The following is a 13853-nucleotide window of genomic DNA, read 5'->3' as shown; positions in this document are numbered from 1 at the left end:
AGACTTTCGCGGTCATGCAAAACATCGAGCAGGCGGTCCATTTCCTGGAAAAGTACAACCTGGTACTGAGTACGGCAGAGTCGGCCACGGCCGGTCTGCTGGCCGCTACAGTGGCTGCCGTGCCCGGTTGCGACGGCGTGCTCGAGAGCGGTTTCGTGGTCTATTCGAAACGCGCCATGCAAAGCACGCTGGGCGTGAAGCCCGAGACCCTCGAGACCTTTGGCATGAATAGCGAAGAGGTCGCCCGCGAGATGGCGCTTGGCGTGCTGATGGCCAGTAGCGCCGACATCATCCTGGCGATTACCGGCGCCCCGACTGCTGACGACAAGCGCGATCAGGAAGTCTACGACGGCGCCATGTGTTTCGCCTGCGCCACGCGCCTGGCCGAGCACCAGGGTGTGACCAGCGAGACAGTGACCTTCCCCGGAGACAACAACGAACGGCGCGCCGCCGCCGCGCGTCATGCCTTGCTACGACTGCCTTATTACTACGAGCGGCTGCGTCAGACCTCCTGAGCCAGCCGTTCCAGCGACTTGAGCAACATTGACCATTCAAGGAAAAACCATGATCAAGAAATGCCTGTTCCCTGCCGCCGGTTATGGCACCCGCTTTCTCCCGGCGACCAAGGCCATGCCCAAGGAAATGCTGCCTGTGGTCAACACGCCGCTGATCCAGTACGGCGTCGAAGAAGCCCTCAACGCTGGCCTGACCGAGATCGCCATGGTCACCGGCCGCGGCAAGCGCTCCCTGGAAGACCATTTCGACATCAGCTACGAGCTGGAACATCAGATCCGTAATACCGACAAGGAAAAGTACCTGGTCGGCATCCGTCGCCTGATTGACAACTGCACCTTCTCCTACACCCGTCAGGTGGAAATGAAGGGCCTGGGCCACGCGATTCTCAGCGGCCGCCCGCTTATCGGCGACGAGCCGTTCGCCGTGGTGCTGGCCGATGACCTGTGCCTGAACATCGAAGGCGATGGTGTACTGACCCAGATGGTCAAGCTGTACAACCAGTTCCGCTGCTCGATCGTGGCGGTGCAGGAAGTACCGATGGACGAAATCCACAAGTACGGCGTGATCGCTGGCGAAACCATCCGTGACGACATCGTCCGTGTCAGCCACATGGTCGAGAAGCCGAAGGCCGAAGACGCACCGTCGAATCTGGCGATCATTGGTCGCTACATCCTGACCCCGGATATTTTCGAGCTGATCGAGAACACCGAGCCGGGCAAAGGCGGCGAGATCCAGATCACCGACGCGCTGATGCAGCAGGCCCAGCAAGGTTGCGTGCTGGCCTATAAATTCAAAGGCCGTCGTTTCGACTGCGGTGGTGCCGAGGGTTATATCGAGGCAACCAACTTCTGCTTCGAAAACCTCTACCGCGAAGGCCGTGGCTGATACGCCAAGCCGAACGAAAAACCGGGCCAAGTGCCCGGTTTTTTATTGCCTGCGCTTTGTTGACCTGGGCCACACGCCGATCACCATCTGCGGATACAATCGCCACAGCCCTGGCAGCTGCAAACAGATGGATCGGATCGCTGAGCGCAGGGTCGATTACAGAGCCCGATGCGCAGCGATCTCGCTTGGTCATTGCCCCACAAGTTGGCAAACTGCCTCCCTACCTTTTCAGCGCTCGCGCGCCGGTTGCCCGATGATCATCAACACTCTGGTTTTTCTCGCCACCCTCACCGCCATGGAAGGTGTGGCTTATTACGCTCACAAATACGTGATGCATGGCTGGGGCTGGGGCTGGCACCGTTCGCACCATGAGCCGCGTGAGGGCTGGTTCGAAAAGAACGATCTGTACGCCGTGGTGTTCGCCGGGCTAGCCATCGTGCTGATCGCCCTAGGCACTCAGGGCATGCACCCGCTGGAGTGGATCGGCGCTGGCATGACGGCTTACGGCCTGCTGTATTTCGTCGTGCATGATGGCCTGGTGCATCACCGCTGGCCGTTTCGTTTCGTGCCGCGCAGCGGCTACCTCAAGCGCCTGTACCAGGCGCATCTGATGCACCACGCGGTGGAGGGCAAGGAGCGCTGCGTGTCGTTCGGCTTTCTCTACGCGCCGACTACGGCGCGTCTGAAGGCGCAGTTGCGGGCGATGCACGATGGTCCGCTGCGCAAGACGGACACGGACGTTGCCACAGCTCCTGGGAGCGAGCAGGCCAGCGCGCGAAGCGACTCGTAACCGCGCGCCACAAGCCGATCGACACGGCGCCAATCTTCTCCGCCTTGGAGGTTGAAATGCGCTCGTCCCAGGCATGTTCGCCGGCTTCCAGTACCTTCATGCCGATCTGCCGATACACCGCAGCGGCTGTGGCCACCGCCCAGGCAGAGCGCCAGGGCAGGGCGGCAAGGCCCGCTTCGGCGCTCGCGTAGTACGGCTCGGCCAATTCCACCAGGCGCTGGCCCAGTACCGTGACGGCTGGGCGGTGAAGAATGCCGGCGACCTGATCGCGTGGCACATTCATCTCTTCCAGCCACTGCTCCGGCAGATAGCAACGGCCCACGGCGGCGTCATCGACGATGTCGCGGGCGATATTGGTCAGCTGGAACGCCAGACCAAGGTCGCAGGCGCGATCCAGTGTCGGCTCATCGCGGGCGCCCATCACGCGGGCCATCATCAGGCCCACCACGCCAGCGACGTGGTAGCAGTACTGCAGGGTGTCATCGATGCTCAGGTAGCGCCGCTCCAGCACATCCATCTCGAAGCCGGCCAGGTGCTCGAGGGCGTGCTGCTCGGGAATCTGGTGGGCGCGCACCACCTGGCGAAAGGCGGCGAATGCCGGGTCATTCAGCTCCTCACCGTTGTACACGGCGCGGGTCTGGGCCTTCAGGTGGGCGAGGCGTCGTTCGGCTTCTTCGCGGCTGATCGATACCGCGTCGTGGCCGGCGACCTGGCCGTCGATCACATCGTCGCAGTGCCGGCACCAGGCGTAGAGCATCACCGCGCCGCGCCGGGTGTGCTCGTCGAACAGTTTCGAGGCCGCGGCGAAGCTCTTCGAGCCCACCGCGATGCTCTGGTTGGCGTGCTCGATCAGCGCATCATCCTGCGCTGCCTTGCCCGTCATGGCTGCAAGTCCTCGATCATCAGGCCGGCGGTGGCTTTGGCCGAGCCGATAACTCCCGGCACGCCAGCGCCAGGATGGGTGCCGGCGCCGACCAAGTAGACGTTACTCAGTTGGGCGTCGCGGTTGTGCGGGCGGAACCAGGCGCTCTGCTGCAACACTGGCTCCAGCGAGAACGCCGAGCCCTGATACGCGTAAAGCTCGTCGCGAAAGTCATCCGGAGTGAAAATCCGGCAGGTCACCAGGTCTTCACGCAAGCCCGGCATGTAGTGTTCTTCCAGGTAAGCGAGGATGCGATCACGGTAGCGCGGGCCTTCGACCGACCAATCGATAGGCGCGTTGCCCAGGTGTGGTACCGGCGACAGCACGTAATGACTAGAGCAGCCTTCTGGCGCAAGGCTAGGGTCGGTCACGCAGGGCGCATGCAGATAGAGGGAGAAGTCTTCGGCCAGGGTCTGGCCCTTGAAGATCTCCTGGATCAGCTCGCGGTAGCGTGGCCCGAAGCACACCGTGTGGTGCTGCAGCTGCGGTTGTGGGCGTTTGAGGCCGAAGTGAATCACAAACAGCGAGTTGCTGAAGCGCTTGCCCTTCAGGCGCTTACCTTCCTGGCGCCCGCGCGGGTGGCCAGCCAGCAGCTTGTCGTAGGTGTGCACCACATCGCCGTTGGAGGCCACGCTGTCTGCGGCAAAATGGCGGCCGTCCTGCAGGCGCACGCCGGTGGCGCGATTACCGCTGGTGTCGATGGTGGCCACGTCCGCATTCAGCTCCAGCTTGCCACCCAAGTCCTCGAACAGCCTGACCATACCCTGCACCAGCGCGCCGGTGCCGCCCTTGGGAAACCAAACCCCCCATTCGCGTTCCAGCGCATGGATCAGTGTGTAGATCGACGAGGTGGCGAATGGGTTGCCGCCAACCAGTAGCGAGTGAAAGGAAAACGCCTGGCGCAATTTGTCGTGCTCGACGAAACTCGACACCATTGAGTAGACGCTACGCCACGCCTGCAGGCGGGCCAGTTGCGGGCCAACCTGCAGCATGTCGCGAAACGACAGGAAGGGCACTGCGCCGAGCTTAAGGTAGCCCTCTTTGAACACGGCTTTCGAGTAGGCGAGAAAGCGCTGGTAACCAGCCACATCCGCTGGATTCAGGGCGGCGATCTGGCGATCCAGATCGGCCTGATCATTGGCGTAGTCGAACTGCGTTCCGTCTTCCCAGCACAAGCGGTAGAACGGCGCGACCGGCAGCAGCTCCACGTAATCCTCGATCTTGCGGCCGCTGAGGGCGAACAGCTCTTCGATGGCACTGGGATCGGTGATCACCGTCGGGCCGGCATCGAAGGTGAAGCCCTGATCGCGATATACGTATGCGCGACCGCCCGGTTGATCACGTTTTTCCAGCAGGGTGGTCTGGATACCCGCGCTCTGTAGGCGAATGGCCAGGGCCAGCCCGCCGAAACCCGCGCCGATGACGATGGCAGTTTTCGCTTGGTTCATGAACGAGTCTCGAAATGTCTGGGGGCGTGGCGCATGGCCGCCCGCATGGCTTGATCAACGGGCACCGGCGGCTTGCCGATAAGAATGCGTGCGCGGTCGTACCAGGGGTTGCTGCCGGCGTAGAAACGCTCGATCAGCCCCGCAGGCAGTCCGTAGAAACGTTGCATCACCTGCCAGCGATCCTCTGGCCGACCGGCCAGGAACAGCATGCGGTTGAGCAGCCGGTAAAAGCCCTGGTTGCGCCATTCGCCACGGGCGTGCTCGCGCAAGTCGCAGGCCAGAGTCGTGGCGTCGCGCAGCTCATAGGCCACTAGCCAGTCGGCCAGGCGCACGGCATGGGGCAGGGAATAACCGGTGGTGCAGTGGAACAGTCCGGCCCGCAGCCCGGACAGTGGTTGGCCTGCCGCTTCATCCCAGAAGGCATCGAAATCGCCAGCGAGGGTGATGGGCAGAATGCCCTGTTCCTCACGCAGACATTCGGCCACCTGCCAGCCGTGCTGCCTTGCATAGGCGGCAATGTGCTCGCGAAGCTGCTCGGTGGTGGCGCGATGGTTATCGACATAATGGGTGTCTTCGATCAGCAGCGTGTCCGCCGAGAAGGGCAACACGTAGACGAAGCGATAGCCGTCGCCCTGGGGGACTCGCGCATCCATGATGATTGGCGCCGTCAGACCATGAGGCTGCTCGAGGCGCAGCAGTTGGCCGACGAAAGCCTGCTGGCCAAGCACCAGATTGCTGCTCTGCCGTGCGCCGCGGCCATCGATCACCGCACGTGCCTCTAAGCGCTCTCCGCTTTCCAGCAAAACGTTGGTCGTGCTGATCTCGCTGATGGTGCTGTTCAAGCACAGGGAGGAACCCAGCGCCGGGGTGACCACCTCGGCGAAATGCTCGCCGGTGATGCTCGCGTAGCCGCTGTTCATGGCGCGAGACAGGTAGGGGAAGTGCACCTGATAGTTTGCCCAGCGCTTGACCACCAGCGGCTCCAGCCAGCGATGCTGAGCTTCGCTCAGGTCACTATCGTGAAAAGACCAGGTGTGGTTGCTGCCCAGGCTCGACTGCTCTTCGATACACAGCACCTTCAAGTCCGGCCGCTGTTGCTGCAGGCGCCAGGCGATAAGGCCATTGGCGAGGCCGCCGCCGGCAAGAATCAGGTCATAGGTCATAGAGTGTGCGCCTGTGTTGTGGCGTGCTCGACCACCGCGGCCTCGACGATATCGGCAGCGCGTTTTACACCGCCAGCCTGCTGCAGATCCTCGATCAGCGGATCGAACCCGGGTAATGGTTTGGCGAGCAGCTCGCGCAACGCCGCCTCGATACGCGCCACGCTGGCACGTCGGCTGAGCTGGTGGCCGACGTTGCGGTAGGCGACACGGGCCGCGACACCCGGCTGGTCGAAGGCAATCGGCATTACCAGCATCGGCGTGCGGGCGGCAATTGCATCCATCACGGTATTCAGGCCGCCATGGGTAATCACCGCGTCGGCCTGTTCCAGTGCCCATTGTTGTGGTGCGAAATCGGTCACCCAGGTGGCGCCGCAGTCGATCAGTCGGCGTTCCTGAGCAGCGTCGAGCTTGCCGCAGTGGGCAATCAGCAGTTGGCAGTCGAGGCGCTTGCAGGCCTTGGCGATGCGCTCGAACAGCTTCACACGGTCGCCCTGCAAAGTACCCAGGCTGGCGAAAAAGAACGGCCGCTGCTTGTCGATGGGCCACTCGCCCTGCTTGGGCGTCAGCGGGCTGCGCAGCGGGCCGACCGCGTGGAAATTGGCTGGCAACTGGCTGCGCGGAAAGTCGAAACCGGATAGGGTCTGGCTGATCTGCGCCAGTGGCGACAGGCATTCATGCAGGGCGTTACGCGGCGGCACGCCCAGGCGTAGCGCAGCGTCGTTGATCACCTTGCCGAGCGGCTTCATCAGCCAGTCGTACACCTGGCTGCTGCCGCGGTACATATGCCCGCTGCGCTCGTCGGTAGCGTAGGCAAAGGGCATTACCGGCAACGGCAACCCGGGCTCGCGATTGACCGGCAGTGCGCAGGCGACGGACACGAATGGCAGGCCCAGGCTTTCGGCAACCAGCCCGCCGGCCGGCTCCATCTGGTCGCAGAGCAGGGCATCGACCCCGTTGTCCGCCAGCGCTTGCGGCAATTCGTTGCATAGCATGGCGGTGGTGCCCGCCATCTGTTTGATGATTCGTCGCAAGCCCCAAGGCGTGTCCGGGTGCGCCGCCTCATGCTGCGTGCGCTCCAGGCTGCCCGGCGGATGGCTGGTGGCGCCGACCGAACGAAAGCTGACCCGTGGATCGCTAAGCCAGTGAGCAGCGTCGGACTGATGAAAGAAGGTCACCCGATGGCCACGCTCGATCAACTCGATGGCGAGGGCCTGCAAGGCCTGGAAGTGACTGTAATAGGGCGGCGCGACAACGGCGAAGTGGGTCATGCTTGGCCCGTCAGTAGCGATGCGTGGCGAAGCGCGGCCAGGTTGGCCGAGCCGGTGCAGAAGCAGGCCGTGCGCAGTTGGCGGATAACGATCTGGAAGTGCTCGATCACCGCTTCGGTCGACAGCGTAGCGCCTGGCAGCGCGCCGGCAGCCTGGCCAACGATGTCGGCGCCCAGGCGGATGGCTTTGGCCGCATCGACACCGTCGCGGATACCGCCCGAGGCGATCAGTGTCGCCTGCGGCAAGGCTGCGCGTATCGACTGAACGGCGGTCGCGGTGGGAATGCCCCAGTCGGCGAAGGCCATGGCTACCGCGCGATCCGCCTCATTGGCAGCACGTTCGCCTTCCACGGCGGCCCAGCTTGTGCCGCCGGCGCCGGCTACGTCGATGACCTGCACGCCAGCCTCGATCAGCGAGCGGGCCACCGCTGCCGACAAGCCTGCACCGACTTCCTTGACGACCACCGGCACGTCCAGGCTGCAGGCAACGCGCTCGATCTGTTTCAGCACGCCACGCCAATCACGGTCGCCTTCGGCCTGCACGGCTTCCTGCAACGGGTTGAGGTGAATGATCAGGCCGTTGGCCTGCAACGCATCGATTGCGCGGCGGGCCAGGTCGAAGCCATCGGCTTCCAGCAACTGGGCGGCGCCGATATTGGATAACAGCACGATATCCGGAGCGAGGCGGCGCAGTTCGCGGGTCAGCCCCTGGTCATTGCCGGTCTGCAGGCTGACACGCTGGGAGCCGACGCCCATGGCAATGCCCAACTCCTGAGCGGCTTCGGCAAGGTGGCGGTTGATGGCTTCGGAGCGATTGGCGCCGCCAGTCATCGAGCTGATCAGCAGCGGCGCCTGGAGCGCAACGCCGAGCAAGGAGGTGCGTAAATCGATAGCCGCGTGGTCGAGCTCGGGCAGGGCGCAATGCTCGAAGTGCACCTCTGACCAGCCAGCACTGATATGCGACGCAGCCTTGTGCCGGTCCAGAACGATATCCAGATGATCATCCTTACGCCGACTGAGGTCGCTATTATTCATGCAGGCTCCATTGCGCCGGAATCATTTTTGAGTGCACGCGGTCTGTGCAGAACGGAATAATCGAATAGCATGTCGATCCAGCAGCCTTGTACAAGTCTTTGACAGACTGCTGGCGTGCAAGATTATCAGGCAACCGCACGCATTAGACGTTCCAACATTACAAATCGGCTTTGGTTACGGTCATTTCAGTGTCAGGATCGTACACCGCCGTGACCTTGCAGTGCTTGAAGGTATGTTCGGGTGCTGCAGGAATACAAAAGAAGAGAGTGAACGATGACGGCCTATGCGACTGCGACGATCGACAGCGGATTTACCGAACACCTGATGCAGCTGCGGGCGGCCATTGACGGCCGGCTCGATGAGCTGCTGCCAGCCGCCAGCAATGAGCGCGATCTGGTTGCCGCTGCCGTTCGCGATGGCGCGCTGGCGCCGGGCAAACGCATGCGTCCGCTGTTGCTACTGCTGGCCGCCAATGGCCTGTGCGCCAGCCAGCGTCATGCGCTGGATATGGCGTGCGCCATCGAGATGGTGCACGCCGCCTCGCTGATCCTCGATGACATGCCCTGCATGGACAACGCTCAGTTGCGCCGTGGCAAGCCGACCGTGCACCTGACGTTCGGCGAGGACATCGCCATCCTTGCCGCCGTGGCGTTGCTGTCGCGAGCATTCGGGGTCGTCGCATCGATCGAAGGGCTGCGCCCGCTGGTGCGCACGCAACTGGTGGAAATCCTCGCCAACACCGTGGGTTCGCAGGGGCTGGTGCAGGGGCAGTTGCAGGACTTGCGTGATGGCAAGCATGCGCGCAGCGAAGAAGAGATCGCCGCCACCAACAACCTCAAGACCGGTGTGCTGTTCAGCGCGATCATGGACATGGCCTACCTGATCAGCGATGCACCCAAACCGGTGCGCAGCGTGCTGCAGCGCTTCGCCATCGAACTGGGACATGCCGTGCAGCTCTATGATGACCTGCAGGACATCAACCCCAATAGCGACAAGGATCAGGGCAAGGATGACGGCAAGTCGACCTTGCTGGCTCTGTATGGCGAGCAGAAGGTGCGCGAGCGCCTTGATGAGCACCTGGCGCGCGCGCAGGTCTGTCTGGATGAAGCCTATGGCGGCGATGTGTACATCGGCCGCTTCTTGAGCATGTTGTTCGCCTGATTACTGCGGCAGCGCATCGAGGGCGCTCTGCAGCGCGGCGGCATCGCTGAAGCGCTGCTCGCGAATCACCTTGCCATCCTCCAGCTCCAGCCACTGCACGGTTTCCCGATCACCGTCATAACGACTGGCGACCCGGCCAGTCTGGTCGAGCATGATGCGGTACTTGGCCGAACGCATGGCCGGTACTGCAACCATCTTCGCTAGCGACGGCATCTTCTCGATATCCGCCACATAGACCACATGGCGACCATCCAGGAAACCTTCCGGCTTTTCTTCCAGCGCGCCATTGACTAGGCGGGCGGTGGACATGCTGCGCGCCACCAGCACCACCCGGGCGCTGTCATCCAGGGTGTAAGCCTTCTCGAATTGATCGAGCAGTGTCCAGCGCGTCGGCACTGGAGCATCGCCGCCTGCCCATGCAGATGAACAGACAACACTGAACAGCAGGATGCAAAGACGCTTCATGGTGGGCCGCTCTGTCGGAAAATTGGCAGCACAATAGAGCGCAGCGGCCGTGCTTGCCAAATTTTTTGCGTTCCCCTAGTGCTGAGGCTCAACAACGCGGCTGTTTTGCTCGGGCGACGCAAATCAGATGGGGGAGGCTACCTTTCGGCATAATTGTTAATTAGAATCGATCTCGTTATTGATCCTCATAACGGGTGTTTGGCATGGTCGGTTTGGCTGTATCGAGTGAGCGGGCTTTCCATAATCTCTACCGAGAACATCGCAGCTGGCTTGAGCAATGGTTGAGTCGGCGCATGGGTAACGGTTGGGATGCTGCCGACCTGAGCCAGGATGCCTTCATGCGCGTGCTGGCTGGTTCCCAATCGATCAGTGAGCTGCAAGAACCCCGTGCCTACCTGAAAACCATCGGCAAGCGCCTGCTGATCAACCTTTATAAGCGCCGCAGCCTGGAGCAGGCGTATGTGGATGCGCTCGCGCAACTGCCGGAAGCCTGCGCACCGTCACCGGAAGAACGCTGGCTGGTACTGGAAACCCTGCAGGCACTGGATGAACTGCTCGACGGGTTGCCCCACGTGGTACGCCGGGCGTTTCTGCTCAGCCAGCTCGAAGGGCTCGGTTACCGCGATATCGCCGAGCGCCTTGAGGTCTCCGAACGTAGCGTCAAACGCTATATGGTTCAGGCGTACGAGCACTGCCTTCTGGTCGAGTTGTGCTGAGCCGCGAAATCAGCGACGAAACCCGCCAGGTCGCACGTTCGGCGGCGCGCTGGTTGGCGTTGATCGAGTCTGGCGAGGCCAGCGAGCGCGATCACCAGGCCCTGCAGCGTTGGCGCGATGTGCATGCCAGCCACGAACATGCCTGGCAGAAGATCCAGGCTTTGCGTTCGCGCTTTGGTGGGCTGCCGCCAGAATTGGCGATGGCCAGCCTCGACCGCCCTGATCAAGGCCGACGACGCATGCTCAAAGGCATGCTGGGGTTTGCCGCGTTGGCGCCTGCTGCCTGGCTGGTCAGCCGCGAATTGCCTATCGATACCTGGCGTGCCGATGTGGCAACCCGCGTGGGTGAGCGGCAGCGGCTGACACTGGCAGATGGCAGCGTGCTGGATATCAATACCGATTCTGCGCTGAATCTCGATGCCGGCGCGCGTCGCCTCAGCCTGATACGGGGTGAGGTGGCCCTGCGTGTCGCTGGCAGCTCCCCATTCGTTATCGAGACAAGCCAGGGCAGGGCGACGCTCAGCGCGGGTGAAATCTGCGTACATCAGCAAAGCGATAGCTGCGAGTTCTCGGTGTTGGCTGGTTCGGTGCAATTGCAAACAAGTGCTTACGAGACGCAGGCTCTTCAGCCAGGGCAGCGGGTCACGTTACGCGCTGGGCGCATCCAGTCCACCCGGACTTTCGACACCAAGGCACTTGGCTGGCGTGACGGCGTGCTGATGGCTAACGACCAGCCGCTTGGCGACTTCCTGCGCGAGCTCGACCGTTACCGACCAGGACTCCTGCGCTGGTCGCCAGCGCTCGAGTCGCTGCGCGTCACCGGCAGTTTCCGCCTTGCCGATACCGATCAGATCCTCGATCTGCTGGCCGCCAGCCTGCCAGTCGACGTGCACAAGCGCACCCGTTACTGGGTCACCCTGGTGCCGCGCGAAAAAATTGCCTGAGGGCTGTCCCTTTTTTCTCGCTCGCCTGTCATGGGAAGTAGTGAATTAAAAAGAGAGCGTCTGCCATGCCATCCCTGACACGTCATCGGCCTCGTCTGGTGTCTTCGATTTCCTACTCCACCTTCTGCCTGAGCCTGATGCTTGGTCTGGGCAGCATCGCGCCGCTGAGCGCCGAGGCACAAACCGCTGAACGCAGCTACAGCGTGCCGAGCAGCAGTCTTGGCGAGGCCCTGAGCCGCTTCGCCAGCCAGGCTGGGGTAAGCCTGTCGGTAGATCCAGCGCTGGTCAGCGGCCGCAGCAGCCCGGGCCTTTCCGGCAGCTACAGCGTTGATGAGGGGTTCACTCGCCTGTTGCAGGGCAGCGGCCTGCGTCTGCAGCCAGTGGGCGACTCGGCCTACACCCTTGCGCCAACAGCCGACAGCGCTGATACGTTGGAAATTGCCCCGACGGCGATCACCGGCGTAACCATCCCCTCGGAAAGCCTGGAAGGCGAGCGCTACGCCGGCGGCCAAGTCGCACGCCGCAGCTCCCAGGGGCTTTTGGGCTCGCGGGACTTCATGGAGTCGCCGCTGAGCATGACCACCTATACCAGCGAAGCGGTGAAGAACACCCAGTCGCGCACCCTGGCCGACCTCACCGCCAGCGACCCGGCGGTACGCTCCACCAACCCGGCCGGTGGGCGCTTCGAGCAGTTCACCATCCGCGGCTTCAGCCTGTTCAACAGCGACGTGTCCTACGGCGGCCTGTACGGCATCATGCCGACGTACTCCATTGACATGGAAATGGCCGACCGCGTCGACATCCTTCGCGGCCCGACCCAACTGGTCAACGGCATCTCGCCACGCGGCAGCGTTGGCGGCGGCATCAACATCGTGCCCAAGCGCGCCACCGACAAGCCGATCACTGAGTTCACCGGCACCTATGCTTCGGACAGCCAGGTCGGTGGCGCGGTGGACGTAGGTCGCCGCTTCGGTGAGGACAACCGCTTCGGCATCCGCTTCAACGGTGTCAAGCAATCCGGCGATACCGAGTGGGATCACCAGAAGGTCAACCGCGAGATGGCCGTGGTTGGCCTCGACTTCCGCGACGAGCGCCTGCGTCTTTCCATGGATGTCGGGCATACCGAGCGCGATACCGATGCGCCGCAGGAGCGGGTGCTGGTTGGCGCCAATGCCCCGGTACCGAGGGCCGACGACGTGCGTCATAACTACGCGCAAGCCTGGACCAAGGCCGAGACTAGCGACACCTTCGGTGCACTGCGCGGCGAGTACGATATCGATGACTCACTGATGGTTTATGGCGCCGTTGGTGCGCGTAAGAGTAATCACGATTTCCTGCGTCACAACGTGTCGATCACCAATGCCGCCGGTGATTTCACCATCCAGCCCCGCGACTTCACCCGCGACGAAGACGTACGCACTGTCAACGCCGGTGTGCGCAAGTGGTTCCAGACCGGCCCGGTAAGCCACGAGGTCAATTTGGCTGCCGATTACTTCTCGATGGACTTCGAGAACGGCGGTGGGCGTTACGCGAACCGCCCGGGCAACCTCTACAACCCGGTCACTACGCCCGAACCGACCGTACGAACTCGGACTGACTCGAAGATCTACACCGAGAACCGCTTCAGCGGCGTCGCCTTGTCCGACACCATGGGTTTTTTTGAGGATCGGATGCTGCTGACTCTTGGGGCGCGCTGGCAGCGAGTGAAGGTCGACGACTGGGAAAATGGCATCAAGGGTGAAACGTCTTACGACGAGGAAAAATTCTCGCCGTCGGTTGGCGTGCTATTCAAAGCCACCGACCAGCTGTCGCTTTATGCCAATTACATGGAAGGCTTGAGCCAAGGCAAGATCGCACCGTCGACCTCCAACAACGAAGACGAAATCTTTGCGCCCTTCATCAGTCGCCAGCTCGAAGCCGGCGCCAAGTACGATATGGGCAAGTTCGCGCTGACCGCTGCAGTGTTTCGCATAAAGCAACCCGCTTACGAAACCGCTGCACCACAGCCTGGTCAGACCTTGGGCACCTTCGGCCCCAGTGGTAAGCGTGTGAACGATGGTATCGAGTTGAACGTGTTCGGCGAGCCCATCGATGGCTTCCGTCTGCTCGGAGGTGTGATGTACATCGACAGCAACCTGAAAGACACCAATAACGGCGGCGCCACCGACGGTAACCGCGCCCCTGCAACGCCCAAGTACAACGCCAACCTCGGCGCCGAGTGGGACGTACCGACGGTCAAGGGCTTAACCCTGACCGCCCGCAGCATGTACAGCAGCTCACAATATCTGGATCAGGCCAACACCAAGGAAATCGATTCCTGGACGCGCTATGACGTGGGCGCGCGATATGCCTTCAAGGTCAACGAGACTGACGTGACCCTGCGCGGCACCGTCGAGAACGTGGCCAATTCCCGGGACTGGATCTCCGCTGGCGCCTCCGACGACAGCGAGCCGGGCCTTACGCTCTCGACCCCACGCACCTTCGTGCTGTCGGCCACCCTCGGTTTCTGATTTATCCGTTGCACCTCCACAGCGAACGCCT

Annotated in this window: 13 protein-coding genes; 7 read left to right on the top strand and 6 right to left on the bottom strand. The window is 62.4% G+C overall.

Annotated elements, in window-relative coordinates:
* The first annotated feature begins 14 nt into the window (after positions 1–14).
* From BUC40_RS14880 to BUC40_RS14870, 3 genes are all read left to right on the top strand, one after another.
* Positions 15–515, top strand: coding sequence for a CinA family protein (locus BUC40_RS14880; protein ID WP_073266956.1), 501 nt, complete (start codon positions 15–17; stop codon positions 513–515).
* 49 nt (positions 516–564) lie between these two features.
* Complete coding sequence (gene galU / locus BUC40_RS14875; RefSeq protein ID WP_073266955.1) at positions 565–1401, top strand: UTP--glucose-1-phosphate uridylyltransferase GalU; 837 nt, start codon at positions 565–567, stop codon at positions 1399–1401.
* 253 nt (positions 1402–1654) lie between these two features.
* On the top strand, positions 1655–2191 hold the full coding sequence (locus BUC40_RS14870) for a sterol desaturase family protein (protein ID WP_073266954.1): 537 nt from the start codon (positions 1655–1657) through the stop codon (positions 2189–2191).
* Here the strand turns inward: BUC40_RS14870 and BUC40_RS14865 are convergent.
* From BUC40_RS14865 to fni, 5 genes are read right to left on the bottom strand one after another with little or no spacing between them, the layout of a single operon-like run.
* Positions 2073–3074, bottom strand: coding sequence for a phytoene/squalene synthase family protein (locus BUC40_RS14865; RefSeq protein WP_073266953.1), 1002 nt, complete (start codon positions 3072–3074; stop codon positions 2073–2075). The two genes, BUC40_RS14870 and BUC40_RS14865, sit on opposite strands and share 119 nt — an antisense overlap.
* Entirely contained in the window at positions 3071–4561 is a 1491-nt protein-coding gene (locus tag BUC40_RS14860; protein WP_073266952.1) for a phytoene desaturase, read from the bottom strand. Before BUC40_RS14860 ends, BUC40_RS14865 begins: the two co-directional genes overlap by 4 nt.
* Entirely contained in the window at positions 4558–5724 is a 1167-nt protein-coding gene (gene crtY, locus BUC40_RS14855; RefSeq protein WP_073266951.1) for a lycopene beta-cyclase CrtY, read from the bottom strand. The genes BUC40_RS14860 and crtY overlap by 4 nt, the downstream gene beginning before the upstream one ends.
* Positions 5721–6992 carry a glycosyltransferase gene (locus tag BUC40_RS14850; protein ID WP_073266950.1) on the bottom strand — a complete coding sequence of 424 codons (1272 nt, stop codon included), beginning with the start codon at positions 6990–6992 and terminating at the stop codon, positions 5721–5723. Before BUC40_RS14850 ends, crtY begins: the two co-directional genes overlap by 4 nt.
* Positions 6989–8026 carry a type 2 isopentenyl-diphosphate Delta-isomerase gene (gene fni / locus BUC40_RS14845; protein WP_073266949.1) on the bottom strand — a complete coding sequence of 346 codons (1038 nt, stop codon included), beginning with the start codon at positions 8024–8026 and terminating at the stop codon, positions 6989–6991. Before fni ends, BUC40_RS14850 begins: the two co-directional genes overlap by 4 nt.
* A 273-nt stretch (positions 8027–8299) precedes the next feature.
* On the opposite strand from fni, the gene BUC40_RS14840 reads away from it, so the two are divergent.
* Positions 8300–9187, top strand: a complete 888-nt coding sequence (locus tag BUC40_RS14840; RefSeq protein ID WP_073266948.1) for a polyprenyl synthetase family protein — start codon at positions 8300–8302, stop codon at positions 9185–9187.
* On the opposite strand, the gene BUC40_RS14835 is transcribed toward BUC40_RS14840, so the two are convergent.
* Positions 9188–9652, bottom strand: coding sequence for a hypothetical protein (locus BUC40_RS14835; protein ID WP_073266947.1), 465 nt, complete (start codon positions 9650–9652; stop codon positions 9188–9190).
* Between the two features lie 203 nt (positions 9653–9855).
* Between BUC40_RS14835 and BUC40_RS14830 the strand changes: the two genes are divergently transcribed.
* The 3 genes from BUC40_RS14830 (at position 9856) to BUC40_RS14820 (ending at position 13822) form a co-directional block, all read left to right on the top strand.
* Positions 9856–10368 (top strand): sigma-70 family RNA polymerase sigma factor, encoded by a 513-nt coding sequence (locus tag BUC40_RS14830; protein WP_073266946.1) that lies wholly within the window; start codon positions 9856–9858, stop codon positions 10366–10368.
* Positions 10362–11312 carry a FecR domain-containing protein gene (locus BUC40_RS14825; RefSeq protein ID WP_073266945.1) on the top strand — a complete coding sequence of 317 codons (951 nt, stop codon included), beginning with the start codon at positions 10362–10364 and terminating at the stop codon, positions 11310–11312. Before BUC40_RS14830 ends, BUC40_RS14825 begins: the two co-directional genes overlap by 7 nt.
* Before the next feature lie 65 nt (positions 11313–11377).
* Positions 11378–13822 (top strand): TonB-dependent receptor, encoded by a 2445-nt coding sequence (locus BUC40_RS14820; protein WP_073266944.1) that lies wholly within the window; start codon positions 11378–11380, stop codon positions 13820–13822.
* Positions 13823–13853: the final 31 nt, after the last annotated feature.

Source organism: Phytopseudomonas punonensis (assembly GCF_900142655.1).
Taxonomy (GTDB): Bacteria; Pseudomonadota; Gammaproteobacteria; order Pseudomonadales; family Pseudomonadaceae; genus Aquipseudomonas; species Aquipseudomonas punonensis.
The sequence above is the reverse complement of the archived record's forward strand: the minus strand, read 5'-3'. Positions and strand labels throughout refer to the sequence as shown.